Source organism: Williamsia sp. Y721 (assembly GCF_059683565.1).
Window position 1 is genome coordinate 1,891,344 of the sequence record NZ_JCASNH010000001.1, and the last position, 26,357, is coordinate 1,917,700.

The 26,357-nt window shown below is 64.5% G+C and carries 22 protein-coding genes; 11 read left to right on the forward strand and 11 right to left on the reverse strand.

Annotated elements, in window-relative coordinates:
- Positions 1 to 23 precede the first annotated feature (23 nt).
- Entirely contained in the window at positions 24 to 1,235 is a 1,212-nt protein-coding gene (locus tag AC56PL_RS08430; protein WP_495515896.1) for a DoxX family membrane protein, read from the reverse strand.
- A 112-nt stretch (positions 1,236 to 1,347) separates the two neighbouring features.
- On the reverse strand, positions 1,348 to 2,022 hold the full coding sequence (locus AC56PL_RS08435; protein WP_497153516.1) for an MBL fold metallo-hydrolase: 675 nt from the start codon (positions 2,020 to 2,022) through the stop codon (positions 1,348 to 1,350).
- Between the two features lie 193 nt (positions 2,023 to 2,215).
- Here AC56PL_RS08435 and AC56PL_RS08440 point away from each other — a divergent pair, with 193 nt between their 5' ends.
- From AC56PL_RS08440 to ilvD, 3 genes are all read left to right on the forward strand, one after another.
- The gene (locus tag AC56PL_RS08440; RefSeq protein WP_497153517.1) at positions 2,216 to 2,866 is read left to right on the forward strand and encodes a YoaK family protein; all 651 of its coding nucleotides are present in this window, start codon (positions 2,216 to 2,218) and stop codon (positions 2,864 to 2,866) included.
- Between the two features lie 169 nt (positions 2,867 to 3,035).
- Entirely contained in the window at positions 3,036 to 5,987 is a 2,952-nt protein-coding gene (uvrA, locus tag AC56PL_RS08445) for an excinuclease ABC subunit UvrA (RefSeq protein WP_497153518.1), read from the forward strand.
- Between the two features lie 65 nt (positions 5,988 to 6,052).
- Positions 6,053 to 7,741 carry a dihydroxy-acid dehydratase gene (gene ilvD, locus AC56PL_RS08450; protein WP_497153519.1) on the forward strand — a complete coding sequence of 563 codons (1,689 nt, stop codon included), beginning with the start codon at positions 6,053 to 6,055 and terminating at the stop codon, positions 7,739 to 7,741.
- 91 nt (positions 7,742 to 7,832) lie between these two features.
- On the opposite strand, the gene AC56PL_RS08455 is transcribed toward ilvD, so the two are convergent.
- The gene (locus AC56PL_RS08455) at positions 7,833 to 8,183 is read right to left on the reverse strand and encodes a DUF1844 domain-containing protein (RefSeq protein ID WP_497153520.1); all 351 of its coding nucleotides are present in this window, start codon (positions 8,181 to 8,183) and stop codon (positions 7,833 to 7,835) included.
- Positions 8,184 to 8,548: 365 nt separating this feature from the next.
- On the opposite strand from AC56PL_RS08455, the gene infC reads away from it, so the two are divergent.
- From infC to pheT, 6 genes are all read left to right on the forward strand, one after another.
- On the forward strand, positions 8,549 to 9,187 hold the full coding sequence (gene infC / locus AC56PL_RS08460; RefSeq protein ID WP_482141948.1) for a translation initiation factor IF-3: 639 nt from the start codon (positions 8,549 to 8,551) through the stop codon (positions 9,185 to 9,187).
- A gap of 37 nt (positions 9,188 to 9,224) precedes the next feature.
- Entirely contained in the window at positions 9,225 to 9,419 is a 195-nt protein-coding gene (gene rpmI / locus AC56PL_RS08465) for a 50S ribosomal protein L35 (protein ID WP_495515901.1), read from the forward strand.
- A gap of 63 nt (positions 9,420 to 9,482) precedes the next feature.
- Positions 9,483 to 9,863, forward strand: a complete 381-nt coding sequence (rplT, locus tag AC56PL_RS08470; RefSeq protein WP_214242162.1) for a 50S ribosomal protein L20 — start codon at positions 9,483 to 9,485, stop codon at positions 9,861 to 9,863.
- A gap of 17 nt (positions 9,864 to 9,880) precedes the next feature.
- Entirely contained in the window at positions 9,881 to 10,702 is an 822-nt protein-coding gene (locus tag AC56PL_RS08475) for a TrmH family RNA methyltransferase (protein ID WP_497153596.1), read from the forward strand.
- 66 nt (positions 10,703 to 10,768) lie between these two features.
- On the forward strand, positions 10,769 to 11,800 hold the full coding sequence (gene pheS, locus AC56PL_RS08480; protein WP_495515902.1) for a phenylalanine--tRNA ligase subunit alpha: 1,032 nt from the start codon (positions 10,769 to 10,771) through the stop codon (positions 11,798 to 11,800).
- A gap of 33 nt (positions 11,801 to 11,833) precedes the next feature.
- The gene (gene pheT / locus AC56PL_RS08485) at positions 11,834 to 14,311 is read left to right on the forward strand and encodes a phenylalanine--tRNA ligase subunit beta (RefSeq protein ID WP_497153521.1); all 2,478 of its coding nucleotides are present in this window, start codon (positions 11,834 to 11,836) and stop codon (positions 14,309 to 14,311) included.
- A 95-nt stretch (positions 14,312 to 14,406) separates the two neighbouring features.
- Here the strand turns inward: pheT and AC56PL_RS08490 are convergent, their stop codons facing one another.
- The 6 genes from AC56PL_RS08490 to AC56PL_RS08515 all read right to left on the reverse strand — a co-directional run bounded on the left by AC56PL_RS08490 (position 14,407) and on the right by AC56PL_RS08515 (position 21,957).
- Positions 14,407 to 15,852 (reverse strand): MFS transporter, encoded by a 1,446-nt coding sequence (locus tag AC56PL_RS08490; RefSeq protein ID WP_497153522.1) that lies wholly within the window; start codon positions 15,850 to 15,852, stop codon positions 14,407 to 14,409.
- A 101-nt stretch (positions 15,853 to 15,953) separates the two neighbouring features.
- Positions 15,954 to 17,306, reverse strand: a complete 1,353-nt coding sequence (locus tag AC56PL_RS08495) for an amidohydrolase family protein (protein ID WP_497153523.1) — start codon at positions 17,304 to 17,306, stop codon at positions 15,954 to 15,956.
- Between the two features lie 85 nt (positions 17,307 to 17,391).
- Entirely contained in the window at positions 17,392 to 18,420 is a 1,029-nt protein-coding gene (locus tag AC56PL_RS08500; RefSeq protein ID WP_495515906.1) for an ABC transporter substrate-binding protein, read from the reverse strand.
- A gap of 66 nt (positions 18,421 to 18,486) precedes the next feature.
- Entirely contained in the window at positions 18,487 to 20,076 is a 1,590-nt protein-coding gene (locus AC56PL_RS08505; protein ID WP_497153524.1) for an ABC transporter permease, read from the reverse strand.
- A 7-nt stretch (positions 20,077 to 20,083) separates the two neighbouring features.
- The gene (add, locus tag AC56PL_RS08510; protein WP_497153525.1) at positions 20,084 to 21,151 is read right to left on the reverse strand and encodes an adenosine deaminase; all 1,068 of its coding nucleotides are present in this window, start codon (positions 21,149 to 21,151) and stop codon (positions 20,084 to 20,086) included.
- The gene (locus AC56PL_RS08515) at positions 21,148 to 21,957 is read right to left on the reverse strand and encodes an ABC transporter ATP-binding protein (RefSeq protein WP_497153526.1); all 810 of its coding nucleotides are present in this window, start codon (positions 21,955 to 21,957) and stop codon (positions 21,148 to 21,150) included. Before AC56PL_RS08515 ends, add begins: the two co-directional genes overlap by 4 nt.
- A gap of 242 nt (positions 21,958 to 22,199) precedes the next feature.
- On the opposite strand from AC56PL_RS08515, the gene AC56PL_RS08520 reads away from it, so the two are divergent.
- Entirely contained in the window at positions 22,200 to 23,744 is a 1,545-nt protein-coding gene (locus tag AC56PL_RS08520; RefSeq protein ID WP_497153527.1) for a helix-turn-helix domain-containing protein, read from the forward strand.
- Between the two features lie 11 nt (positions 23,745 to 23,755).
- On the opposite strand, the gene AC56PL_RS08525 is transcribed toward AC56PL_RS08520, so the two are convergent.
- Positions 23,756 to 24,511 (reverse strand): ABC transporter permease, encoded by a 756-nt coding sequence (locus tag AC56PL_RS08525; protein WP_497153528.1) that lies wholly within the window; start codon positions 24,509 to 24,511, stop codon positions 23,756 to 23,758.
- Positions 24,511 to 25,227 carry an ABC transporter ATP-binding protein gene (locus tag AC56PL_RS08530; RefSeq protein WP_497153529.1) on the reverse strand — a complete coding sequence of 239 codons (717 nt, stop codon included), beginning with the start codon at positions 25,225 to 25,227 and terminating at the stop codon, positions 24,511 to 24,513. Before AC56PL_RS08530 ends, AC56PL_RS08525 begins: the two co-directional genes overlap by 1 nt.
- Before the next feature lie 92 nt (positions 25,228 to 25,319).
- On the opposite strand from AC56PL_RS08530, the gene argC reads away from it, so the two are divergent.
- Complete coding sequence (gene argC, locus AC56PL_RS08535) at positions 25,320 to 26,357, forward strand: N-acetyl-gamma-glutamyl-phosphate reductase (RefSeq protein ID WP_497153530.1); 1,038 nt, start codon at positions 25,320 to 25,322, stop codon at positions 26,355 to 26,357.

Here is a 26,357-nt window from a genome sequence, read left to right on the forward strand (position 1 = left end):
CCCGCGCACCCACCGGGATTCAACTAGAGAGCTTTTTCTGCTCTCTTCTGTGCCTTCTTGGCCTGCTCACGTGCAAGGGCCGAGAGCTTGGCGCTTTCGTCGGCGGTGCGCGCGGCAACCTCGGAGCCATGCTCACGCACGTACTCGACCAACTCGGGGGTCCTGTCGCGCACCGTGTTCAGGTAGTGCCCGGCGTAGCCGTTGGTCGACGCCCAGGCCTTCGCCGCCGAATCCGCGAGCTCCGCGCCTCGCTCGGCCGCAAGATCTTTGGCGGTCGAACTGTTCTTGGCGGCCTTCTTCGCGAACTTGGCCTGCTCTTTTGCGGCGAGCTTGGCGAACTTCGCGTGCTTCTTGCCTGCCTGCTTGCCCAGCTTGGCCTGCTTCTTGGCGGCAGCCTTGGAGAGCGTGGCAGCCCGATCAGAAGTCAGTTCCGCCAGATGTTCGCCCCTCTTCGACGCGACGTCGGCGAACTCGGAGGCCCGCTCGGCAGCGATTCCCGCGAGGACCGCTCCGCGCTTGGCCGCGACATCCGAGAACTCGGACCCACGTTCGACCGCCACGTCAGCGAATGTTGCCGCCTTTTCCGATGCCTTGCGCGCGAGTTCGGATGCGCGCTCGGAAGCCACATCGGCGAACTTGCCACCTCGATCCGCTGCGACCTCGGCCAGCTCTCCGCTGCGCTCGGAGACCACCCCGGCGAGATGCGTGGCCTTGTCGGTGAGTACCTCGGTTGTCGCCGAACCGGATGAACCGGAGGGCAGCGCGGCGGCCACCTTGCCGCCGGCGACGGCGGCGGCCTTGCGTCCGCGCCAAGCGAGCGACGGCTTGCCCTCGGTGTCGACCGTCGCGAGCAGCAGTCCGCCGAGCAGACCGACGTTCTGGATGAAGTGCGCCTGCTGTTCGGCGCGCTCGTGTGGGTCGGTTTCGTTCCAGAAGTCGTGGCCGGCCAATGTGGTCGGGACCACAACCCCCGCCAGCGACAGTGCCGCCAGCCGCGGGAACTTTCCGGTGGCCAGGGCCAGGCCGCCGACGATGTGAATGGCGCCGTTGACGCGGACGAGAATCTGCGTGTCGGCCGGGATCAGGTCGGCGGCTGCTGGCGGCAGCGCGACCTTTGCCTTGTCGACGTAGGGCTGCGCAGCCTCGGCCAGTACTTCCGGCCGTCGGATCACCTCGACCCCGGTGGCGATGAACGCTGCGGCGAGCATGGGACGGGCAATTCGGCGAATCAGCATGAAGGGCCTCCTCAAAGACACTGTTCTAAGTCGAATCTGCTTGTCGAACTTCTGGGCTAATGGACTCTGTTGAGCCTATAGACGTTGGGTGGGTACCCCGCGGAGCGAACTTCTACCAGCCTCGCTCACGCCATTCGTCGAGATGGGGGCGCTCGGCACCCAGGTTGGTGTCGAGTCCGTGACCGGGATAGACCACCGTGCTGTCGTCGAATCGGTCGAACAGCTTCGTCTTGACGTCGCTGATCAGCGACTCGAAGTCTTCCGGTGTCTGCGATTTGCCGACACCGCCGGGGAACAGACAGTCGCCGGTGAACAGGTGGGTGACGTCGTCGTCGAAGAACAGGGCGATGGAACCATCGGTGTGGCCTTTGACGTGGATGGTCCCCAGCTTCAGGTTGCCGACCTCGATGACGTCGCCCTCATCGACGAGCCGATCGGTGGCCACCTGGATCGGTGGGGCATCGATCCGGCCCGCCGCGGTGGGCAGGCCGGTTGCCTTGACCACCTCTTCGAGTGCGATCCAGTGGTCGGGATGCCAGTGGGTGGTGAAGATCGATTCGATGTGGCCGTGTGCCTTGATCAGGTCGATCAGGACATCGGCGTCGTTGGCGGCGTCGATCAACAGACCCTTGCCGGTTTCACGGCAGGTGATGACGTAAACGTTGTTGTCCATCGGGCCGACGGACAATTTGAGGATCGTCGCATTCGGTGTGGTTTTGCGTTGTGGCACATCCGAATTGCTGAAGTCGCCGGTGTAGTTGTCGGAAATCGGGGCCGCTGCACTCATGGGAACAACCCTAACCGTCCGGATGAGGGTTTGGGGGTCGCCTGCCCCCGAATCTGTGCCGATGGTGCCGCGGGCGACTCAGATGAGTAGCCGCCACCGGCTTTCCATCAGCCCGGCTGTACCCGGCCGGTGACGCATAATTGAGCCCATTGCCCGGACTCGGCCGGGTGTTGTGGATTGTGACGGTGCGGCCTTGAACACGATCGATCGCAGTGAACTGGCACTGGCCACTGCATTGACCGGGGTGGCAGGTTTTCTGGACGCGGTGGCGTTCATCCATCTCGGCGGCTACTTCATCTCATTCATGAGCGGCAACACGACGCAGATGTCGACGTCGTTTGTCGAGGGCATGACGAGTGCGGGGTTGCGTTGCCTGCTGATCATCGGATTGTTCGTGGTCGGGGTCATGGTGGGTTCGATTGTTCGGCGCCTCACTGCCGCGGTGCACGGCCGAATCGCGGTGTTGTGTTCGGTGACAACACTTCTCGGGGTGTCTGCGGTGATCGCTGCAGTGTGGTCGGGATACGTGTCGTTGATGGTCGTCGCGGTCGCGATGGGCACGCTCAACTCGGTGTTCGAGAAATCGGGGGTGGTCTCGGTGGGGTTGACCTATATGACCGGCACCCTGGTGAAAGCGGCGCAGCGGCTGGTCGATGCGGCGTTCGGTGGCCCGCGATGGGGGTGGGTCCGGAGTTTCCTGATGTGGTCGGCGATGGCCGTCGGCGCGTTTGCCGGTGCCGGCGCCTACCGCGGAATAGGTATGGCGGCGGTGTGGTTGCCGTTTGTGATCGTTGCTTTGCTCACACTCTGGGTGGTGAAGGTTTTCGCAGGTCAGAAGGTTTGACGGGGTGCTGCGAGCAATGCGATCGGCTGGCAGGCTCTGTTGCCGCCGGTATCTTGTCAGTAGGTGCCTCTAGCATTGCCGGGTACGCCTCTGGCGCACGCCCAACAGCTGATCAGTGATGGTCGGCACAGTACTGATTTGAACTAATTTGAACCCGAAAAGGACCACAGTGGTTGATCGACTCATCGTGCGCGGAGCCCGCGAACACAATCTTCGCGGCGTCGACGTGGATCTCCCGCGCGACAGTTTGATCGTTTTCACCGGGCTTTCGGGCTCCGGGAAGTCGAGCCTGGCCTTCGACACGATCTTCGCCGAGGGCCAGCGCCGATACGTCGAATCGCTCTCGGCATACGCCCGGCAGTTCCTCGGACAGATGGACAAGCCCGACGTCGACTTCATCGAGGGTCTGTCTCCGGCGGTCTCGATCGACCAGAAGTCGACCAACCGCAACCCGCGGTCGACGGTCGGCACCATCACCGAGGTCTACGACTACCTCCGTCTGTTGTATGCGCGCGCAGGCAAAGCACATTGCCCCGAGTGCGGGGCGGCCATCGAGAAGCAGACCCCGCAGCAGATCGTCGACCAGGTGCTGGCGATGGAAGAGGGCATCCGGTTCCAGGTGCTCGCGCCGGTGGTCCGGACCCGCAAAGGTGAGTTCGTCGATCTGTTCGGCACGTTGCAGACGCAGGGTTTCTCGCGCGCACGTATCGACGGTGTGGTCCATCAGCTGGCTGATCCTCCGAAGCTCAAGAAGCAGGAGAAGCACGACATCGAGGTGGTCGTCGACCGGCTTGCGGTGAAGGCCTCGGCCAAACAGCGACTCACCGATTCGGTGGAGACCGCGCTCGGTTTGGCCGACGGTGTGATCGTTCTCGACTTCGTCGATCTGGAAGAAAACGATCCGGATCGTGAGCGCCGGTTCTCCGAGCGGATGGCCTGCCCCAACGGTCACCCCATCGCGATCGACGATCTCGAGCCCCGCTCGTTCTCGTTCAACTCGCCCTACGGTGCCTGCCCCGATTGCGATGGCCTCGGTATCCGTAAAGAGGTAGACGAGGAACTGGTCGTCCCGGATGCCGATCTGACGCTTGCCGAGGGTGCCATCGCGCCGTGGGCGGGTGGCCACAACGCCGACTACTTCCTGCGGTTGTTGTCCGGACTCGGCGACGCCATGGGTTTCGACACCGATACTCCGTGGAAAAAGCTGCCGGTCAAGGCCCGCCGGGCGATCCTCAACGGCAGTGAACATCAGGTTCACGTGCAGTTCCGTAACCGCTACGGCCGCACCCGCTCGTATTACACCGAGTTCGAAGGTGTGATGTCGTTCCTGCATCGCCGGATGGAACAGACCGAGTCCGAGCAGATGAAAGACCGGTACGAGGGCTACATGCGGGACATCCCGTGCCCCACCTGTAACGGCGCCCGTCTGCGTCCGGAGATCTTGGCGGTCACCCTCGACCACAAGCGGTTCGGTGAGAAGTCGATCGCCGAGGTCTGCGCCTTGTCGGTCGCCGAATGCGCCGACTACCTCTCCGACCTCAAACTCGGAAAGCGTGAGGAGGCCATCGCCGGCCAGGTCCTCAAAGAGGTGCAGTCACGCATCCGCTTCCTGTTGGACGTGGGCCTGGAGTATCTGTCGCTCTCCCGCGCAGCGGGTTCACTGTCCGGCGGTGAGGCGCAGCGCATCCGGCTGGCGACCCAGATCGGTTCCGGCCTGGCCGGTGTCCTCTACGTTCTGGACGAACCGTCCATCGGTCTGCATCAGCGTGACAACCGGCGCCTCATCGACACCCTCACCAGGCTGCGCGACCTGGGCAACACCCTGATCGTGGTCGAGCATGACGAGGACACCATCCGTTCTGCGGACTGGATCGTCGACATCGGCCCCCACGCCGGTGAACACGGCGGTCGGGTTGTCCACAGCGGCAGCTACAAAGACCTGCTGAAGAACGAGGAATCCATCACGGGCGCGTACCTTTCGGGGCGTTCGAGGCTGGAGGTCCCGGAGACCAGGCGACCGATCGACCGGAAACGGCAGTTGACCGTTGTCGGGGCCCGGGAGCACAACCTCCAGGGCATCGATGTCGTGTTCCCGCTGGGTGTTCTCACCGCGGTCACCGGTGTCTCGGGGTCTGGTAAGTCGACTCTGGTCAACGACATCCTGGCCACGGTGATGGCCAACAAGCTCAACGGTGCGCGTCAGGTCCCCGGCAGGCACACCCGCATCAACGGGATGGACAACCTCGACAAGCTGGTCCGCGTCGATCAGTCGCCGATCGGCCGGACCCCGCGATCCAACCCGGCCACCTACACCGGTGTGTTCGACAAGATCCGCACGCTGTTCGCCGCGACCACCGAAGCCAAGGTCCGTGGCTACCAGCCGGGACGGTTCTCGTTCAACGTCAAGGGTGGCCGCTGCGAGGCCTGCTCGGGCGAGGGCACGATCAAGATCGAGATGAACTTCCTGCCCGACGTCTACGTGCCGTGCGAGGTTTGTCACGGTGCGCGGTACAACCGCGAAACCCTCGAGGTGCACTACAAGGGCAAGACCATCTCCGAGGTACTCGACATGCCCATCGAGGTGGCTGCGGAGTTCTTCGAGCCGATCACCTCGATCCATCGGTACCTCAAGACCCTCAACGAGGTCGGGTTGGGCTATGTCCGGCTCGGGCAGCCGGCGACAACACTGTCCGGTGGTGAAGCGCAACGCGTGAAGCTGGCGGCTGAACTGCAGAAACGGTCGACCGGGCGCACCGCCTACATCCTCGACGAGCCCACCACCGGTCTGCACTTCGAGGACATCCGCAAGTTGATCCATGTGATCAACGGTCTCGTCGACAAGGGCAACTCGGTGATCGTCATCGAACACAACCTCGACGTCATCAAGACCGCCGACTGGGTCATCGACATGGGTCCGGAAGGCGGGTCGGGTGGTGGCACCGTGGTCGTCGAGGGAACACCCGAAGATGTCGCGGCCGAGCCGCTGAGTCATACGGGCAAGTTCCTCGCCGAGATCTTGAAGCCGACGAGTGCCGCAGCGCCGACGCCTGCGCGTAAAGCAGCCCCGCGGAAGGCGGCGGCCAAGCAGACTGGACGTAAGAAAGCGGTCACCGCAGGCTGAGTGCGGAACGACTGATCGGGTCAGGCGAGATCCTCGCCGGCCGACGACAACACCAAGGAGTTCCAATGGTCGACATGAAGCCCCGTAGCCGCACCGTCACGGACGGGATCAGTGCGGCTCCAAGTCGCGGGATGCTTCGTGCGGTCGGGATGGGTGATGAGGACTGGGATAAGCCCCAGATCGGCATCGGTAGTTCGTGGAACGAGATCACCCCCTGCAACCTGTCGCTCGACCGGCTGGCCCAGGCCAGCAAGGAGGGTGTGCACGCCGGTGGCGGATACCCGCTGGAGTTCGGCACCATCTCGGTTTCCGACGGCATCTCGATGGGCCACGAGGGTATGCATTTCTCTTTGGTCTCGCGTGAGGTGATCGCCGATTCGGTCGAGACCGTGATGTCGGCCGAACGCCTCGACGGCTCGGTCCTGCTGGCCGGTTGCGACAAGTCGCTGCCCGGCATGTTGATGGCGGCGGCCCGACTCGACCTGGCGTCGGTGTTCCTCTACGCGGGCACCATCGCGCCGGGCTGGGTCAAACTGGCCGACGGCACCGAGCGAGATGTCACCCTGATCGACGCCTTCGAAGCGGTCGGGGCCTGCCGGGCGGGCAAGATGTCCGAGGAGGACCTGGGCCGGATCGAGCGGGCCATCTGTCCGGGTGAGGGGGCCTGCGGTGGCATGTACACCGCCAACACCATGGCGTCGATCGCCGAAGCCCTGGGGATGAGCCTGCCGGGTTCAGCCGCGCCACCGGCCGCAGATCGACGGCGGGACGCCTTTGCCCATCGTTCGGGGGAGGCGGTGGTCAACCTGCTGCGGCTCGGGATCACCACCCGCGACATCATCACCAAACCCGCACTCGAGAACGCGATCACCGTCACCATGGCCCTCGGCGGTTCGACCAACGCGGTGCTGCACCTGCTCGCCATCGCCAGCGAGGCCGAGGTCGATCTGCACCTCGACGACTTCAACCGCATCGGCGACCGCACGCCCCACCTGGGTGACCTCAAGCCGTTCGGCCGGTACGTGATGAACGACTTCGACCGGCACGGCGGTATCCCGGTCATCATGAAGGCGCTCCTGGATGCCGACCTGCTCAACGGCGATGCCCTCACCGTCACCGGCAAGACCTTGGCCGAGAACCTCGAGGCAATGGAGATCGGCCCGCTCGACGGGAAGGTCATTCGGGCACTGGACAATCCGATCCACAAGACCGGCGGCATCACCATCCTGCACGGCTCGTTGGCGCCGGAGGGGGCCGTGGTCAAGTCGGCCGGCTTCGACGCCGACACCTTCGAGGGCCCGGCGCGGGTCTTCGAACGGGAACAGAGTGCGTTGGCCGCATTGGCCGATGGAGTGATCCAGGCGGGCGACGTGGTGGTGATCCGGTACGAGGGTCCCAAAGGTGGACCCGGGATGCGGGAGATGCTGGCGATCACCGGCGCGATCAAGGGTGCCGGCCTGGGTAAGGATGTGTTGTTGCTCACCGACGGACGGTTCTCCGGCGGCACCACCGGGCTCTGCATCGGGCACATCGCGCCGGAGGCATCCGACGGGGGACCGGTTGCCTTCATCCGTGACGGTGACCGCATCCGGGTCGATATCGCCGGCCGCACCCTCGACCTCCTCGTCGACGACGACGAGATCGAGTCGCGTAAACAAGACTGGCAACCGCTCGACCACAAGTATCAGCGGGGCGTGCTCTCCAAGTACGCAAAGCTTGTGCGTTCGGCCTCGGTCGGCGCCGTCACCCACTGACCACTAACCCCTGGCACACCCGAAAATGTGCCCTTTTGGCGAACAAAACCCCAGGTGGGCGCGGCCAAAAGGGCACACTATCGGGGGCGGGCTACTCGGAGACGGGGCCGGTCTGTTTCTCGCCGGGACCCTTACCGGGTTCGTCGGGATGCGAGCTGGCCTCCCGGAACGCGAGTTGCAGGCTCTTGAGGCCATCGCGAAGTGCGGAGGCGTGGATGCCCAGGTCGGCGACCGACGACTCTATGAGCCCGGCCAGGGCGGTGATCAGTTTGCGGGCTTCATCGAGGTCGAGGTACGGGCTCGTCGACGGATCTTGCTCGGACAAGCCGAGTTTTTCGGCCGCAGCGCTCATCAGCATGACTGCGGCTCGGGTGATCACTTCGATGGCCGGGATCTCGGCCAGGTCGCGCACGTCGGGCTCGGAATTCAGGTTTTCCGTCATGGCTGTTAGACTTTCACCTACGACCGCCCTGGTTCACGCCGGGGTTGCAAGTGGAGTTCACACTCCCACCGCTCGACGTCGATGTCTTCGTAAGAAGCAATCGTACGGTTGAACGGTCCGGTTTTGTCGCCGGAGATGCCGCGAAAGCGGAATAATCTCCGGGGGTCTTCGCGTTGGAGGCTGTGATCGCTGGGATGCGATAGGTGACATGTACCGGTCGGTGTGGGCCCCGTCGATGATCATCATCGATCCGGGGCCTTTTCGCTGAGGATCTGTTTCACCAGTTGCTACCGCGGTCCAACCTGAGACGAAAACGTCTGCCACGAGGAACCACCTACGTACGCGGACACAAATGAGGAGGCCCCATCAGCACTGAGACTCGTATCAATGAGCGCATCCGAGTACCCGAGGTCCGTCTTGTCGGCCCCAACTCGGAGCAGGTAGGCATTGTCCGCGTGGAAGATGCCCTGCGCTTGGCTATCGAGGCCGATCTCGACCTGGTCGAGGTAGCCCCGAATGCGCGTCCGCCGGTCTGCAAGATCATGGACTACGGCAAGTTCAAATACGAGGCGGCACAGAAGCAGCGCGAATCGCGTCGCAACCAGCAGATGACCGTCATCAAGGAGCAGAAGCTCCGCCCCAAGATCGACGACCACGATTACGAGACCAAAAAAGGTCACGTCATCCGCTTCCTCGAAGCCGGGTCGAAGGTCAAGGTGACGATCATGTTCCGTGGACGCGAGCAGTCGCGCCCCGAACTCGGTTACCGACTGCTGCAGCGTTTGGGCTCCGACGTAGGCGAGTACGGGTTCGTCGAGACCTCCGCCAAGCAGGATGGCCGCAACATGACGATGGTCCTGGCCCCGCACAAGGGCGCCAAGACCAAGGCACAAGCACAAGCACAAGCACAAGCTCCAAAAGCGCAAGCGCAACCCCAGCAGAGTGCACCCACCAAGCCTGCGGCAGATTCAGGACCGGCTCCGGCCGCCAACCCTGAGAGCTGACCCTCTCCACAGGCGTTACGAAGAGAAAGGCATTCCCATGCCCAAGACCAAAACCCACAAGGGAACCGCTAAGCGTTTCAAGGTGACCGGTAGCGGCAAGATCGTCCGTCAGCGTGCGGGCCGTCGCCACCTGATGGAGCACAAGCCCTCCAAGCAGACCCGTCGTCTCGATGGCACCGTCGTCGTTTCTGAGAACGATGCGCCCCGCATCAAGCGCCTGCTGAAGATCTAACGCTCCCCACCAGACCACCCGCTGCCGGTTCCCGGCTGCCACATTCTAAGAGGTAAATCAACAATGGCACGCGTAAAAAGGGCGGTAAACGCCCAGAAGAAGCGTCGTTCAACCCTGGAAGCTTCCAAGGGCTACCGCGGACAGCGTTCGCGTCTCTACCGCAAGGCCAAAGAGCAGCAGCTGCACTCGCTGACTTACGCCTACCGCGACCGTCGCGCTCGCAAGGGTGAGTTCCGCAAGCTGTGGATCGCGCGTATCAACGCTGCGGCGCGGGCCAATGACATCACCTACAACCGCTTCATCCAGGGTCTGAAGATCGCTGGTGTCGAGGTCGACCGCAAGATCCTCGCCGAGATCGCCGTGAGCGATCCCGAGGCATTCACCGGTCTGGTCGCTGTTGCCAAGCAGGCACTGCCTGCTGACGTCAACGCCCCCGCAGCCTGATCGGCAGCGAGATAAACATCCCCGCGCCGGACGTTCTCACCGAACGTTCGGCGCGGGTTGTTTCATATGCAAAGCTGCACCGTTCCGCGGCGCGGCGTAAAGCGGGCAGCTTCCTCGCTGAGGGATTCAATGCCGTCGACGCGGCCGTCGCATCGCGTCGCGCACAGATTCTGTTGGCGACCGACGAAGCCCTCGACCGGTACGCCGATCTGGTGCACAAGGCGCAGGCCGGTGGCATCGAGGTCGTGCCCATCTCCTCGGGGGCAGCCGACAAGCTCGCCGAAACCATCACCAGTACCGGGTTATTTGTGGTCTGCGACCTGGTCGACGTGCCGATGTCAGAGGTGCTGAGCGCCACACCGCGACTGCTCGCGGTGCCGGTCGAGATGACCGATCCTGGCAATGCGGGCACCCTCATCCGGACCGCCGATGCGATGGGCGCCGACGGCGTCATCCTCGCCGGCGACAGTGTCGATCCGCACAACGGCAAGTGCGTCCGGTCCACAGCAGGCAGCGTGTTCCACATTCCGGTCGCACGCGAGCGGAGTGTCGACGAGGTCCTCGCCGCGCTACGCCAGGCCGGTGTGGCCATCTGTGCAACCGCCGGGGATGCCGAGTTGAGCCTGCCCGACGCCGGTGACGTGCTCGCCGGACCGACCGCGTGGTTGTTCGGCAACGAGGCACACGGTCTGCCGGACGACATCTTGGCGCAGGCCGATCATCGGATCTCCATTCCGATCCACGGTCGCGCGGAGAGCCTCAACCTGGCTGCCGCGGCCGCGATCTGCCTCTATGCCAGCGCCGATGCCACTGCGGCGGTCGACTACCCTCGCAGGTGAGCCAAGCCAGTTCCATCAGACGTACTTCAGCTCTAAGAAGTCATATTCAAGGGAGTCAACACAGCCGTGGCCGACGTCGACAGCCAGACATTGGCGACCGCAGTGGACGCTGCCGTCGCAGCATTTTCCGCCGCGGTCGATCTGCCAGCGCTGGCAATTGCCAAGACCGAGCACCTCGGTGACAAGTCGCCGATCGCATTGGCCCGCCGCGAACTCGGCGCGTTGCCGAAGGAGCAGAAGGCGCAGGCCGGGAAGCTCGTCAATGTTGCTCGTGGACAGGCGCAGAAGGCGTACGACGAGCGTCTTGCGGTCCTGACCGCCGAACGCGATGCCGCCGTGCTGGTCGCCGAGACCATCGACGTCACCCTGCCGACCGCTCGCCGGACTCCTGGCGCCCGTCACCCGATCACCGTGATCGGTGATCAGGTCGCCGACGTGTTCGTCGGGATGGGTTGGGAGATCGCCGAAGGTCCCGAGGTCGAGACCGAGCATTTCAATTTCGATGCGCTGAACTTCCTGCCGGATCATCCGGCCCGGTCGATGCAGGACACCTTCTACATCGCGCCGCCCGAGTCACGTCAGGTGCTGCGCACACACACCTCGCCGGTGCAGGTGCGTGCCATGTTGTCGCGGGAATTGCCGATTTACGTCGCGTGCCCGGGCCGCACCTTCCGCACCGATGAACTCGACGCGACCCACACCCCGGTGTTCCATCAGGTCGAGGGCCTTGCCGTGGACAAGGGTCTGACGATGGCACACCTGCGGGGCACCCTCGACCACTTCGCCAAGGCGCTGTTCGGTCCCGAGACGGTCACCCGGATGCGCCCGAGCTACTTCCCGTTCACCGAACCTTCGGCGGAGGTGGACGTCTGGTTCGCCGGTAAGAAGGGTGGCGCCGGCTGGGTCGAATGGGGCGGCTGCGGCATGGTCCATCCGAATGTCCTGCGCGCCAGTGGCATCGACCCCGAGGTCTACTCGGGATTCGCTTTCGGCATGGGACTGGAACGAACCCTGCAGTTCCGCAACGACCTGCCCGACATGCGCGACATGGTCGAGGGTGACATCCGCTTCACGGTGCCCTTCGGTCCCGGCGCCTGAGTACGCAGAACCAACGAAAGAGCTGAGTTTCCAGTGCAATTAGCGCAGTCGTGGCTGACAGAGATCCTGCAACAGGGCACTCCCGGATGGGCCAAGCCGTCCGCCGAGATCGATGAGGCCTTTGTTCGTGTCGGATTCGAGATCGAAGACATCACCGGATTGCCGGAGATCACCGGTCCGCTGGTGATCGGCAGGGTCACCAAGATCGAAGAACTCACCGAGTTCAAGAAGCCCATCCGCTTCTGCCAGGTCGATGTGGGTGAAGAGAAGGACCGCGACATCGTCTGCGGTGCAAGGAACTTCGCCGAAGGCGACCTGATCGTCGCGGCGCTGCCCGGCTGCGTCTTGCCCGGGGGCTTCGCGATCGCGACCCGCACAACGTACGGCAGGGTCTCGGACGGCATGATCTGCTCGGTCACCGAATTGGGTGTCGGCAACGATCACAGTGGCATTCTGGTGCTGCCGCCGGAGACCGCGGCGCCCGGTGCCGACGCACGTGAGGTGCTCGGTCTCGACGACACGATCATCGACGTCAACGTCACCCCGGACCGCGGCTACGCGTTCTCGGCGCGCGGTCTCTCACGCGAACTGGCCTGTAGCTTCGACCTGCCGTTCGCCGATCCGGCAACGGCACCGGTGCTTCCGACCACGGCCGGCGAGTCGGGCCCGACTGTGCACCTCGATCCGGACTCCGGTGCCACCCGGTATTGCGCGCTGGTGGTGCGCGGTATCGATCCGTCCGCCCCGAGCCCGTGGTGGATGGTCAAGCGGCTCATGCTGTCCGGCGTGCGACCCATTTCCGCGGCAGTGGACATCACCAACTACGTGATGCTCGAACTCGGCCAGCCGCTGCACGCCTTCGACGCCGCCAAGCTCTCCGGTGACATCCGGGTGCGCCGTGCGAACGCGGGGGAGAAGCTGACCACGCTCGACGATGTGGTGCGGGATCTCGATCCGGAAGACGTTGTCATCACCGACAACACGGGCCCGATCGCCCTGGCCGGTGTCATGGGCGGTGGCGCCACCGAGATCAACGCGCAGAGCACCGATGTGTTGCTGGAATCGGCGACGTTCAACCCGGTCTCGGTGTTCCGGACCGCCAAGCGGCATCGGCTCACCAGCGAGGCCAGCAAGCGTTTCGAGCGGGTTGTCGACCCGAAGGTCACCGACATCGCACTGCTGCGCGCCGCGGCGCTGCTCGCCGAGATCTGCGGTGGCACAATCGATACCACCTACACAGACGCCGGGTCCGTGGCCCCTGCGGCGACCGTGTTGATGTCGGAGCGGGCTCCATCGGACACCGCAGGCATCGACTATCCGGTCGGCACCGCGCAGCGACGCCTGGTCCAGGTGGGGTGCTCTGTGGAAGCTGCGGGCGACGTGCTCACCGTCACCCCGCCGAGCTGGCGACCGGACCTGCGCCTGAGCGCCGATCTCGTCGAAGAGGTACTGCGTCTCGAGGGCTACGAGAACATTCCGGTTGTGCTCCCCAAAGCCCCCGGCGGACGAGGCCTGACCCAGCGGCAGCTGCGTCGCCGCAGTGTCGGGCGCAGCCTGGCGCTGTCGGGTTACGTGGAGGTGTTGCCGTACCCGTTCATGCCTGCCGGTGTCTTCGACCTCTGGAATCTGCCCGCCGACGATCCGCGTCGGGCCACGGTCACCGTGCTCAATCCGCTCGAGGCCGACCGTCCCGAGCTGAACACCACGTTGCTGCCCGGACTGCTCGAGATGGTCGGTCGCAACATCGCTCGCGGACAACGTGATCTGTCGATGTACACGATCGGTCAGGTGGTCCTGGGTGGACAGAACGTCCGCCCGATCGATGCGCTGCCGGTGGACCGGCGGCCCACTGCGGAGCAGATCGCCGAGCTGGTCGAATCACTTCCGGCGCAGCCGCTGCACGTTGCCGCTGTGCTGACCGGACTGCGTGAACCGGCCGGGCCGTGGGGCAAGGGACGCGTCGCCGACACCACCGACATATTCGATGCGGTCGCGATCATCGGGCAGGCCGCCGGTGTCGAACTGAAGCTGCGGTCGGCCGCGCAGGTGCCCTGGCATCCCGGTCGTTGCGGCGAGATCCTCGCCGACGACGCCGTGGTCGGCTGGGCGGGCGAGCTGCATCCGGCGTTGTTGGAGAAGCTGCACCTTCCGCCGCGCTCACTGGCCCTGGAGATCGACCTCGACGCCATCCCGGTGAACAATGACCTTGTCTCGCCGCGGATTTCGCCGTACCCGCCGGTCCTGCAGGATCTCGCAGTGGTCGTCGATGCCGATGTGGCCGCCGAAGACGTCCGCGTCGCATTGGAGGCCGGAGCGGGAGAACTGCTCGAGAGCATCGCGCTGTTCGACGTCTTCACGGGCGAGCAGGTGGGTGAAGGCAAGAAGTCCCTCACGTTCTCACTGCGCTTCCGCGCCGACGACCGCACCCTGACCGAGGACGAGGCCACCGCAGGTCGCGACGCCGCGCTGGCTCACGCCACGTTGACTGTCGGCGCCATGATGCGGGGCTGACAACGCTTCACCGATCTGTCGTCGTCGACGTCGCCCCTGATGAGGGCGACGTCGACGGTCGGCGATCAGTGGAGGGGTTGATCGCCGGGACAGGCTCAGACCAGATCTGATTGTGCTGTCAGGTCTTTCGCCGCGTCTGGGGTTGCCGGGGTGCGTCCGCTACGCAGGGTCCAAGCGGCGATGATCGCGCCCAACGCTGCGACCGCGGCCGATACCCAGAGTGCCGTGTCGAGCCCGGACACGAACTCGTGCGGATCGGCAGCGAACACCGACTCTGCCGGCATCAGGGCGCCCAGGGCAGCCACACCGACCGCGATACCGGTCTGACGGAACGCGTCGTTGATGCCGGCGGCGAGGCCGGAATGTTCTGCGGCACTGGAATCGAGCACCAGTCTGCTCATCACCGGGTTGAAGATGCCGGCGCCGACCATCGCTACGACCATGCCCGGCAGAAGCGTCAGGCCGGAGCTGTCGACGTCGACGACCGTGGTCATCGCCAAGCCCACTCCGACCAGCATCAGCGACCCGGACAACATGATCCAGTCGGGTACCCGCTCGCCGATCTGTGCGGTCGCACCGGCGACGATGAACATGGCGACCGTCGCCGGCAGATAGACCAGCCCCGCCTCGATCGGGGAGAGGCCGAGCACGCTCTGCAGGTAGATGGTCGTGTACAAGAACACCGAGAACAACGACACGGAGATCGCGAACGCCGCGATCTGAGCGCCGGTGAATGCCCGGTTGCGGAACATCTCCAATGGCAACATCGGTTGGCTGACCCGCATCTCGACCACCACAAACGCAGTCCCCGCGACTGCGGCGACCACAAATGACAATGCCGTGATCGTCTCGGTCCAGCCGTGCTCGTTGCCCCGGAGCAGCCCGAGGACCAGTGCGGCCAGCGCGATCGAGGCGAGCACCTGCCCGCCGATGTCGAGACGTCGATAGTTCGGGTCCCGTGACTCCGGGACCCATTTGAGGGTGGCGACCAGTGCGACGATCCCGATGGGGAGATTCACGAAGAAGATGGCGCGCCAGTCGAGCCACTCGGTGAGGATGCCACCGACCAGTGGTCCGAGCGCAAACGCGCCACCGATGGTCGCGCCGTACGCGGCCAGTGCACCGGCACGTTCCTTGCCCGGCGCGAACACGTCGGCGAGCAGGGCCAGTGAGCAGGCGAAAAGCATTGCGCCACCGAGCCCCTGGATTGCCCGCGCGATGTCGAGGGTGAGGATCGTCGGTGCGGCCGCACACGCCAGTGAGGCGAGTGTGAACAGCACCAGGCCGATCACGAACACGTGGCGTCGACCTCGGCGATCACCCCACGACCCGGCGCTGAGTACAACGGTGGCCAGCGCCAGAGTGTAGGCGTCCACCACCCACTGCAGGGCGCCGAGGCCGGCGTCGAGATCAACGGCGATGGAGGGCAGTGCAGTGTTCACCACCGCGATGTCCAGCATGAGCATCGCGGTGGTCACGCAGACGACGGCCAGCGTCGCGCGTTTCACCACGGCCGTGTGAGTGCTTCTGTCAGTTGTCATGACAGCGACGATGCTGTGGCGGCCTTGGAGACCATCGGGTTGTTTTCTTGGAAGCGTCGGTTGTTGGGATTACACCGCCGACACGAGCGCGGATCCGGGGGTCAGTGCGGCGTCTGGTCTTTGCCGGTCGGTTGCGATCGATCACGTAGGCGCAGTGCGCTTTCTCGGAACTTCGCGACCACCTGCGCTTCATCGACCCCGACGACCTCGCCGTTGTCGACGACGAACTCGCCCCCGACGATGGTGTGGGTGACGTCGTCGGCGCGTGTGCTGTAGACCAGCGCGGCCTCTACGTCGTAGACGGGTGCCACGTGCGGTCGGTCGAGATCGACAACAACCAGATCGGCAGGCGCCCCGATCCGGATTGCCCCCAATTCGGGTCGGTGCATCGCAATCGCCGACTGGGCGGTGGCCATGTGGAGCACCTCGCGGGTGGTCAGGAACGTGGGATCGGCGGTGCTCTGTTTGTGGGTGATGGCAGCGAACTTCATCTCTTGGAACATGTCCAGGGTGTTGTGGCTCGCCGGACCATCGGTGCCGAGACCGACTGTGACCCCGGCCGCCCACAACCCTTTCAGATTCATGGTCCCGGACACCAGTTTTGCGTTGCAGCAAGGACAGTGGGCCACTTTGACGCCGTGTTCGGCGAACAGCGCGATGTCACCTGCGGTCAGTTGTGTGCAGTGCGCGGCGGTGATGTCGGGTCCGAGGAACCCGAGGTCGTCGAGCCATTCGACTGTGGTGCGCCCGTACGTCGAGGCCATGTAGGCACTCTCGTTCAGTCCTTCGGCGATGTGGGTGTGGATCGGCAGCGACCGCTCGTCGGCGAGACCCCTAACCGCTTGCCAGAGTGGACCACTGCAGGAATACGGCGCGTGGGGGGAGAGCGCCAGCCGGACACGATCATCGATGAGACCTTCCACCGGCGCGATCGCGGCGTCGAAGTCCTCGACTGCGGCCCAGGACCAGGCGCCGACGTCGCGGTAGACGCCGCCGTCGGCGAACCCGTACCCGAGCGTGGCCCGCAGGCCCACCTCGCGCAGGGCCCGTGCCTGCGGCGTCACCGCATAAGCGTCGAAATGCTCGTTGAAACAGGTGATTCCGGACTTGGCCATCTCGACCAGACCGCACATCGACGCCCAGTACAGGGTCTCGTGGTCGAAGTTCTGCTTCAGCCGCCACATGGTGTCGAGCCAGGCGAACAGTTCGGTGTCCTCGAGCAGTCCACGCAGCAACATGTTCGACGCGATGTGGGTGTGCGCGTTGACCATGCCGGGTAGCACTGCCGAGTGTGTCCCGTCGATCACCCTCGCGGCCTGCACTGCTGTCGACGCGGGCACCAGGTCCTGGATGAGCCCGCCGGCCACCAGGACCGTGTGGTTGACCAGTGGATCGCGACCGTCCGGCATGATGACGGTTGTTCCGGTGATGGCGATGTCGGCCTGCTGGATCATGCCGGGCTCCTCGTGTTCTCATGTGCTGGTGCGTGCTGGATGCGCTCGAAGCCGGTGGTCAGCCGGTCGGGGCGGCGGTTGAAACTCACAGCCGGGCAACGATGCTGGTGTCGAAGAGCTGATCGGCGGAGATGTCGATTCCGGCCGACTTGAGTGTGGCGATGTTGCTTGCGATCTGGGCGTCGGTCATCGTCAGGAGGTCGGCGGCCGGCACCTCAGGGGTGACCATCAGCGCTTCGATGCTCTCCGAGGCGAGGGTCTGTTGGGCGAGGTCGAGTCCGGTGTTCTTGCCGTAGACCTCCACGGCAAGTCGGGCGCCGAGTGCCGGGTCCTTGAGATTCTCCTGCCAGCCCTGCCGCTCGCCACCGAGGAAAGACAGGAGCATGTCGGGCCGGTTCTCGATGGTCTCCGTGGTGGCGAACCAGACGCTCGAGAAGACGTTGTAACCGAAGTCCGAGAACAACATGACGTTCACGTCGCGGCCCTGTGCCCGTAGCGTGGCCGGTTGGTCGATGAGGAACCCGACCTGTGCGTCGACTTCACCGTTGGCCACCGGCGCCGGATCGAACTGCACGGGCACGATGTTCAGGTCGTCGACGTCGATGTTGTTGATGGCGCACAGGACTCGGAATGGTGCCTCGTTCTGCGCCGCGACACCGATCTTCTTTCCGATCATCTGCTTCGGGTCGGTCAGAGCCTTGTCCTGGAGGGAGTACACACAGAATGGGCTGCGTTGGAAGCGGGTTCCGATGATCTTGACGTCCGCGCCGTTGCTGATCATCTCGGCCACCGCGTCCGCATTCCCGTTGCCGAGTGCCGCTTTACCCGAGACCACCACCGTGTCGACGGCAGTGTTGGGTCCGCCCGCGAGAACATTGACGTTGATGCCCCGCGACGTGTAGTAGCCGTTGGTGGCCGCGACATAGGTGCCGGCCTGTTCGACCGTTGGTACCCACTGGGTTTGAGCCGAGACGCTGCCGTCGTCCGACGATGCGGAATCCGAACCGCAGGCACTGAGGATCGGGATACCGACGAGAGCGGTGGCGCCGATACCGAAGCCCCCGCGGAAGAGTGACCGGCGGCTGATCGGTGCGGACAAGGGTGAAATCGGCATGGGGAACTCCTGGTTGCGAGATGGGTGACCGTGATTGGGGTGCGGGCGGCTACGTGCCGCCAGTGGTCAACTTCGAACGCGATTGATGGCGCTTTCGGCGAGTGCTGCGATGCCATAGAGTGCTGCCGCGGACAAGGTGACGAGGGCGACCAGCGACCACATCAGTGAATAGTTGCCCGTTACACCGGCTCTGAGCATCATGAAGCCGGCGCCGTCGCCGGTGGCAAGCCATTCGCACAGGAGTGCACCGGTCATGGCCAGTGGTGCGGTGACGCGTGCCGCGGCAAAGAATGACGGTAGGGCGGCGGGCAGCTGGACTATCCAGAGGACCTTTACCGGGCCGCCACCGGAGACCGTCACCACCTCGCGGGCACTGGGTGGGACGGACCGGATCCCGCCGACGATCGTCACCAGTGCGGGAAAGAAGGTCACCACGCCGGACACGACGATCAACGTGATGAACCCACGCCCGAAGATCAGTGCGATCAGCGGGGTCATGGCGACGAGCGGGACGGTGCGGATCGACATGGCGATCGGCATGATGATCGACTCTGAGGTGCGGGACAAGACGACCACAACGGCTCCGATCAGGGCCAGACCCAGGCCGCTGGCAAAGCCGACAACCGTGTGGACGATGGTCAGGCGCAACGCGGCCCACATGTCCGACAGGTCTCGCCCGGAGGTCAGGTAGTTCCAGACATCGACCGGTGTCTTCCCGAAATATGGGTCGACCGAGCGGGCGATCAGATACCAGCCACCCAAGACCAGCAGCAAGGTCACTGCGAACTGCGATACGACGCCCGCCACGTTTCGGGCTTTGGTCACCTGCGGTGCGGAGGCCACCGAAATGTCGGACACGGTCTCCTGATCGCGCCAGGTGTATACGAGCTTCTCTGCGAGCACGGTGAGGCCGTAGGCGCCTGCCGCCAGCAGGGCGGCGTACAGGGCGAGGGCCCAGGTGCGGTCGACGTTGAGTGACTGCTGTGAATAGACCATCGCGACGCCCAGACCCTTGTCCGCGCCGAGGTATTCGCCGATCATCGCACCCAGAACGGCCAGCGGTGCGGCAACGCGGAGCGCGGCGAACAGGGCGGGCACGGCCGATCGGATCTGAACCATCCGCAACACTTTTCCGCGCCCTCCGCCCGCGGCCCGGATGACGTCGACCCGGGTGGCCGAGGCGCTGTGCAGTCCGAGGACGGCTCCGACCAGCGTGGTGAAGAAGACACCTTGGGCAGAGATGAGGACCACGGACATGTACCGGCTGGTCACCGCGACCAGGATCGGTGAAATTGCCACGATGGGAAGGCAATACGCGACCACGCCCACCCTCATCACCACGGCTTGGGTCCATGGCAGGAGTAAGGACAGTCCGGCCAGCGTGACTGCCACGGCGTTCCCGAGCAGCCATCCCCAGCCCGCCTCTCCGGCGGTGGTGAGCAGGTTCGGCCAGACAAAGCTGAAGTCGTCGACCGCGGTGACCAGGATGTCGAGGGGTGCGGCGATGGCGTAGACATCGCTGAAGACGGTCTTTGCGAGCAGCTGCCACGCGAGAACCAGGCCGACGACGCTGCCGAGGGCGAGCATGTTCATCTTGGCCACGACGGCGGTCAGATTCAGGCGCGGCGGGGCCGGCGCGGTCAGTGTTGTTGACATCGGGGCCTCAGCCTTCGAAAGCGTCGAGGTCGGCGAGCATGCGGGACTTGATCTCATCGGATGCGAAACAGGCGTGAATCGACGTCTCGGCAATGGATTTCACCGTGTCGAGATCCCACCCGAATGTGCGGGCGCAGTCGACGTAGTCGTCCTCGATGCGAACGCTCATCGGCGCCGGGTCGTCGGTGTTGATCGAGACCTTGACCCCGGCCAGTCGCAGTGGCTCGATCGGATGCACGTCCAGTGACGGGTAGATCTTCAATCCTTCGACGTTGGAGCGAGGGCACATCCCCAGCGGGATCTCACGTTCGGCGAGCACCTCGACCAGCCGCGGATCCTCGATGGAACGGACGCCGTGGTCGATCCGCTCGGCATGGAGCAGATCCAGTGCACCCCAGACGCTTTCCGGGCCGCTGGATTCACCGGTGTGCACCGTGCGCCGGAATCCGGCATCGCGGGCGAGGGTGAAGGCGGGCGCGAATTTCGCATTGGTGTCGCCGGCATGGGTTTCGTCGCCGTCGATCGAGAGTGCGACAACCCGTGGAACGCGTGCGTTGATCATCTCTTCGACCACCTCGATCGCGGACTCGCCGGATTGTTGACGCAACAGGGACACACAGAGGTTGGCCTCGCACAGGCCGTCTCGGGCGGCTTCGTCGAAACCCTCGGCAATGGCCCTGGTGAAGTCGGTCAGGCGTCCTTGCCAACTGCCCCAATGCGTGGGGTTGACGATGATGTCCGCGTAGTGGACACCCGACGCACTTTCGCGTGCGCAGGCGCGGTACGCGGCGCTCACGAGGTGTTCATGGGTGCGGACGAGTGATCCTTCCCAGTCCAGGAACTGGAGAAAGGTCCCCACACCCATGCCCCTGACGGCTGCGCCCTGCGGATCGCGTTCGACGTGATGGGTCGAGGTGTCGAAAAGTGTTGCGGCCGGACCTGGCAGCTCGACGCCGAGTGTGTGTGCGCTCTGGACGAGGTCGGCGATGTCGAAGCAGCCCTCGAGGTGCACGTGGACTTCGGCTTTGGGCAGGCGACGCATCAGGTCGGCGGTGAGGGCCACTGCTGTGGTCATCGGACAACCGACTCGGTCGGTGGGGCGAACAATAGATCGGATGCCTGTTCGACGTAACGCCGGAACTCCGGACTCCGCATGATCTCCGGCGTCCGGGGGCGTGGCAGATCGATGTCGATCACCTGCTGAATCCGGCCAGGGCGCGCCGACATCACCGCTACCCGGTCAGAGAGGTAGATAGCCTCGGAGATGCCGTGGGTGACCATCAATGTGGTGGATGGCCGTTCGGTCCAGATACGCATGAGCTCGGTGTTGAGACGTTGCCGGGTCATGTCGTCGAGCGCCCCGAACGGTTCGTCGAGCAACAGCACCATGGGCTTGAGGATGAGCGCACGAGCGATCGACACCCGCTGGCGCATGCCACCGGAGAGCTGGCCGGGCTTGGCGCCCTCGAATCCGTCGAGTCCTACCAGTTTGATCAGATCGGTGACATCGCTGTGGGACACGGGCTTTCCCGCGGCTTCGAGTGGGACCCGAATGTTGGCTTCGACGCTGCGCCAGGGCAGTAGCGCCGAGTCCTGGAAAGCCACTCCCAGAATGTGTTCGCTGCGAAGCTCATTCGGTGTCCGGCCGTCGACGAGGATCGATCCGGTGGTGGGCACTTCGAGATCGGCGAGCAGCCGGAGGATGGTCGACTTGCCACAGCCCGAGGGTCCGAGCAGGGAGACGAAACTACCCCGGTCGGTCTGCAGGCTCACGTTGTCGAGCGCGGTCACCTGCTGCCGTTTCATCGTGAACCTCTTCGACACTCCTGCGAGGTCGATACCGGTTGCGCGAAAACCCGATTCCGGGCTCCGAGCGTTCATGACTTCTCCTCTGGTGAAACCTGATGGGACTGGGTGGAACAACTTCCGCTCGTGGGGCTGTGTCAACAGTCAAGTCCACTCCCGAACACCTCGACATGGATGATCCGACGAAGAAGGCGGGACAAAGTCGCCTTCGAGTAGTAGGAATCTCCAGGCTGATTTAAAGTGGTTTCCTAGGCGTAACAACTGGTTCGCTTCGGCTGAGGTGCTGATCACATGTCGGCGACGAAAGGGGTTGCGCGGTGCTCTTGTCGGATATGGCAACGATTCCCGGTCTGGACTTCATCGAGGTGGTGCCAGGTGGTGGCGATCCTCAGGTGCACGGTGTCTACACCACCGATCTCGGCGATCCGTTGGCGTTCCTCTACGGCGGGGAGCTCGTGCTGACCAGTGGTTTGTGGTACCGGGAGCCGGCTGATGCGGACACCTTTGTGGGGGCGTTGACGGGTGGTCATGCAGCTGCCCTGGTGGTGGGTCTGGCGGCGATCGGCGAGGTTCCGACACCGCTGATCCGGGCGTGCCGGGAGGCCGGGCTGGCGCTGTTCGCAGTCGAGGGCGCGGTGTCGTTCCGCTTCCTGACCGAAACCGTGATGCGTGCACTGGCGGGCGCAGCGGGAAAGCTGACGCTCCATCGAGACCTGGTTGCCGACCTCGCGGCCGGTGAAGGAGCAAGCGGTCTGGTCGCTTCACTTCGTCGTGCTCTGGGGGTCGATTGTGCCGTGGTGACCGCGACGGGCCGGATGGTCGCAGGCCGGCTCACCGGGGGCGGCTCTGAAGGCTTGCCCATCGCGTTCCGAAAGGCGTTGAGCGAATGGATATTTCCCTCGGCGCAGCGAATCGACGAGGGCGACGTCTCCTTCTTCGCGGTGCAGTCGCCGGTGGCCAGGCGTCCTGCGGTCGCATATGTGGCCGTTGCGAGCGATCACCGCACCCAGGCTCCCTGGATGTCCACAGCGGTTGAGGAGGTCTGCGCATTGCTGGCCATGGACCGGTCGACCAGGTATGAGTCGCGGCGGCTCGAGGAACGTACGGTTCGGGAGGCGATCGCACGTCTGCAACGGCACGATGCCGCAGGCGCCGCCGGGCAATTCCGGAGTCTGGGCTTCGAGGACGACGTGCCGGTGAGCTGCATCGTGGTGAGTTCTCGTGACACCCGCTACGGTACGGAACTCGCCGGTGTCATCCTCGAGGAGCTACACGACGAGATACCGTTGTCCACCGCTCCGGTGAAACTGCCGTCAGAGGCATTCCTGATGTTTGTCGGTGTTGCCCCTGAATCGACAGCGGATGCGGCGAATGTCCTTTCCGCGCAGGTTCGTTCGATCGCCCAGCGGCTGAGCCCGCTGCTGGATCGAGGGTATGTGGCGATCGGTACGGGTACGCCTGGTCGACTGCCCGAAGGTGCGCGGGTATCGATGAGTGAGGCCGAATACACGCATCGATACGCGACCCAGGGTGGCGGGCCGATCAGGTTTGCCGACAACAATTCGTTGTCGTCGCATCTGCTGCTGGTTGCTTCGGTCCCGGACGAGATCAAGCGGGTCTTTCGGCAACGTCTGATCGGGGTGGTCGGCGATCATGACGAACGCCACCGGACCGACCTGCTACCAACGCTCCGGGTCTTTCTCGAGGAATCGGGCTCCTGGAGCCGCAGCGCCGAACGGCTGCACATCCACGTCAACACCCTGCGCTATCGGTTGCAGCGGGTCGAGAAGCTGACCGACCGAAGTCTGTCGACACTGCACGACAGGGTCGACTTCGTTCTCGCGCTCAGCATTTCGGAGTGAGGTGACCTGCGTCAGGGAGTGGTGCGACGCAGGGTGGCCGCGCCCAGACATAGCGCGACCACCGAAAAGTCCAGCACGACAACCAGATCACGCCACATCTGGCCGGTAGGGTCGGGGTGTGCGGCGACCTGTTGCAGTGCGTCGACGGCGTAGGTGACCGGGAGGATCCCGCTGATCCAGTCCAGCCAGTCGGCCATCTGATTGCGGGGAACGAACAGTCCGCACAGCAGGAGCTGGGGTATCACCACGACCGGGATGAATTGCACCGCCTGGAACTCGGTGCGGGCGAATGCCGAGAAGAACAGTCCCAAAGCCACACCGAGTACTGCGACCAGGACGGCGATCACCACCACCCAGACGGCCTGGCCTGCGATGTCGAGGTCGAGGATCCAGAAGGCCACCGCACTCGCGAGCGTTGCCTGCGCCGCGGCGGCGACCGAGAATGCGGCGCCATATCCGGCCAGGAGATCGAGTTTGCCCAGTGGTGTGGTCAGTAGGCGTTCGAGGGTGCCGGACGTTCGCTCCCGGACCATCGCAATCGACGTGGTGACGAACATCAGCACAAACGGCAGGATGCCGAGCATGATGATGCCGATCTCGTCGAAACGTGAGGTCCCCGGGATGCGGCCGGGTTGATCCTCGAACATGAAGTACAGCAACACCATCAGGATGCACGGCACCACGAGGATCAGTGCGACGGTGCGGTGGTCGTCCAGTAGCTGCCGGAGTATGCGTCGCGTGGTCGCCGTGAACCGACGCGGGTGCATCAGCCGGCTTCCTCGGTGATCAGCTGCAGAAATGCCGTTTCGAGGTTGGTCTGGCCGGTGCGCTCTCGGAGCTGGGCCGGTGTGAGTTCGGCGAGTATTCGTCCTTCGCGCATCAGGATCAGGTTGTCGCAGCGGTCGGCCTCGTCCATCACATGACTCGAGACCAGCAAGGTCGCACCGGTGTCGGCCAGTGCATGAAATCGATCCCACAGTTCTTTGCGCAACACCGGATCGAGGCCGACGGTGGGTTCGTCGAGGATGAGCAGCGTCGGAGAACCGACCAGTGCACAGGCAATCGAGACGCGACTGAGTTGTCCACCGGACAGGTCCAGGGTCTTGCGTGCACGGAACTCGGTCAGGCCCACCGCGTCGAGGGCGCTGCGCACCCCGGCCCGGTTGTCGTAGAGGTCGGCGAAGTATGTGACGTTCTGCTCGACGGTCAGGTCGGTGTACACCGAGGGTGCCTGCGTCACGTAGCCGACCCGGTGTCGCAGCGCAGCGGTGCCTGCTTGTCGGTCGAGGACCGTCACCGAGCCGGCGTCGATCTGCTGGGTGCCGACGATGGCGCGCATCAGGGTGGTCTTGCCGCAGCCCGACGGACCGAGAAGTCCGGTGATGGACCCCGCGGGTACCGTGAGTTCCAAGTCATGCAGGACAAGATTGCCGCCACGCCTGACCACAAGCGACCGCACGATGATCGCTGCGGGCCTGGTCATCGTTCAGTCTTACCGCGCTGCGCACCGCCACACCGGCAAAGCGCAGGGACCCGCTAATGAATTAACTTGCGGTGGGGTGCATAATGAATCATATGAGTGTGACAGTCGCAGTAGCCGGCGCAAGCGGGTATGCAGGTGGGGAGATTCTTCGTCTGCTTCTCGGTCATCCCAAATATGCATCCGGAGAGTTACAGATCGGTTCCTTGACGGCCGGATCGAATGCCGGATCGTTGCTCGGGGAGCACCATCCCCATCTGCTGCCCCTGGCGGATCGTGAATTGTCGGAGACGACCACCGAGATCCTGTCCGGGCACGACGTTGTCTTCCTTGGCCTGCCGCACGGAACCTCCGGCCCTGTTGCCGACGCGTTGCCGCCCGCGACCCTCGTGATCGACTGCGGCGCCGACTTCCGGCTGCAGGACCCGGCGGAGTGGGAGCGGTACTACGGCGGGACCCACGCCGGTAGCTGGCCCTATGGACTGCCGGAACTGCCCGGCAATCGGGATGTTCTCTCGGGTGCCACCCGGATCGCGGTGCCCGGTTGCTATCCGACCGTGAGCACGCTGGCGCTGCTGCCTGCCGTCGCAGCGGGCATCATCACACCGCAGGTGACGATCGTTGCCGTCAGTGGGGCTTCGGGTGCCGGGCGATCACCGAAGGTCGACCTGCTCGCCTCCGAGGTGATCGGCTCGGCTCGCGCATACGGCGTCGGTGGTGCTCACCGGCACACACCGGAGATCATCCAGAACCTGTCGGCGGTGGCAAACGCGCCGGTCAGTGTCTCGTTCACGCCGGTGCTGGCGCCGATGGCACGGGGAATCCTGGCGACCTGCACGGCGCCGACGTCGGTGACGACGGCTCAGGCGCGGGCGGTATACGAAAAGGCGTACGCCGACGAACCGTTTGTGACCCTGTTGCCCGAGGGGCGGCAGCCGGCCACCGGCTCGGTGATCGGGTCGAACGCGGTGCAGCTCAGTGTCGCGGTCGATGAGCGTTCCGGCACCTTGATCGCGGTCGGCGCGATCGACAATTTGACCAAGGGCACCGGTGGCGGCGCCGTGCAATCGATGAATCTGGCCCTGGGATGGGGCGAAACCGAAGGACTGAGCACCGTGGGAGTGGCACCGTGA

Bases quoted from the DNA above. Each gene is read 5' to 3' on its own strand.
- AC56PL_RS08430 (WP_495515896.1), bottom strand. From the start codon at position 1,235: ATGCTGATTCGCCGAATTGCCCGTCCCATGCTCGCCGCAGCGTTCATC.
- AC56PL_RS08435 (WP_497153516.1), bottom strand. From the start codon at position 2,022: ATGAGTGCAGCGGCCCCGATTTCCGACAACTACACCGGCGACTTCAGC.
- ilvD (WP_497153519.1), top strand. From the start codon at position 6,053: ATGGTCGACATGAAGCCCCGTAGCCGCACCGTCACGGACGGGATCAGT.
- AC56PL_RS08455 (WP_497153520.1), bottom strand. From the start codon at position 8,183: ATGACGGAAAACCTGAATTCCGAGCCCGACGTGCGCGACCTGGCCGAG.
- rpmI (WP_495515901.1), top strand. From the start codon at position 9,225: ATGCCCAAGACCAAAACCCACAAGGGAACCGCTAAGCGTTTCAAGGTG.
- rplT (WP_214242162.1), top strand. From the start codon at position 9,483: ATGGCACGCGTAAAAAGGGCGGTAAACGCCCAGAAGAAGCGTCGTTCA.
- AC56PL_RS08490 (WP_497153522.1), bottom strand. From the start codon at position 15,852: ATGACAACTGACAGAAGCACTCACACGGCCGTGGTGAAACGCGCGACG.
- AC56PL_RS08495 (WP_497153523.1), bottom strand. From the start codon at position 17,306: ATGATCCAGCAGGCCGACATCGCCATCACCGGAACAACCGTCATCATG.
- AC56PL_RS08500 (WP_495515906.1), bottom strand. From the start codon at position 18,420: ATGCCGATTTCACCCTTGTCCGCACCGATCAGCCGCCGGTCACTCTTC.
- AC56PL_RS08505 (WP_497153524.1), bottom strand. From the start codon at position 20,076: ATGTCAACAACACTGACCGCGCCGGCCCCGCCGCGCCTGAATCTGACC.
- add (WP_497153525.1), bottom strand. From the start codon at position 21,151: ATGACCACAGCAGTGGCCCTCACCGCCGACCTGATGCGTCGCCTGCCC.
- AC56PL_RS08515 (WP_497153526.1), bottom strand. From the start codon at position 21,957: ATGAACGCTCGGAGCCCGGAATCGGGTTTTCGCGCAACCGGTATCGAC.
- AC56PL_RS08525 (WP_497153528.1), bottom strand. From the start codon at position 24,511: ATGCACCCGCGTCGGTTCACGGCGACCACGCGACGCATACTCCGGCAG.
- AC56PL_RS08530 (WP_497153529.1), bottom strand. From the start codon at position 25,227: ATGACCAGGCCCGCAGCGATCATCGTGCGGTCGCTTGTGGTCAGGCGT.
- argC (WP_497153530.1), top strand. From the start codon at position 25,320: ATGAGTGTGACAGTCGCAGTAGCCGGCGCAAGCGGGTATGCAGGTGGG.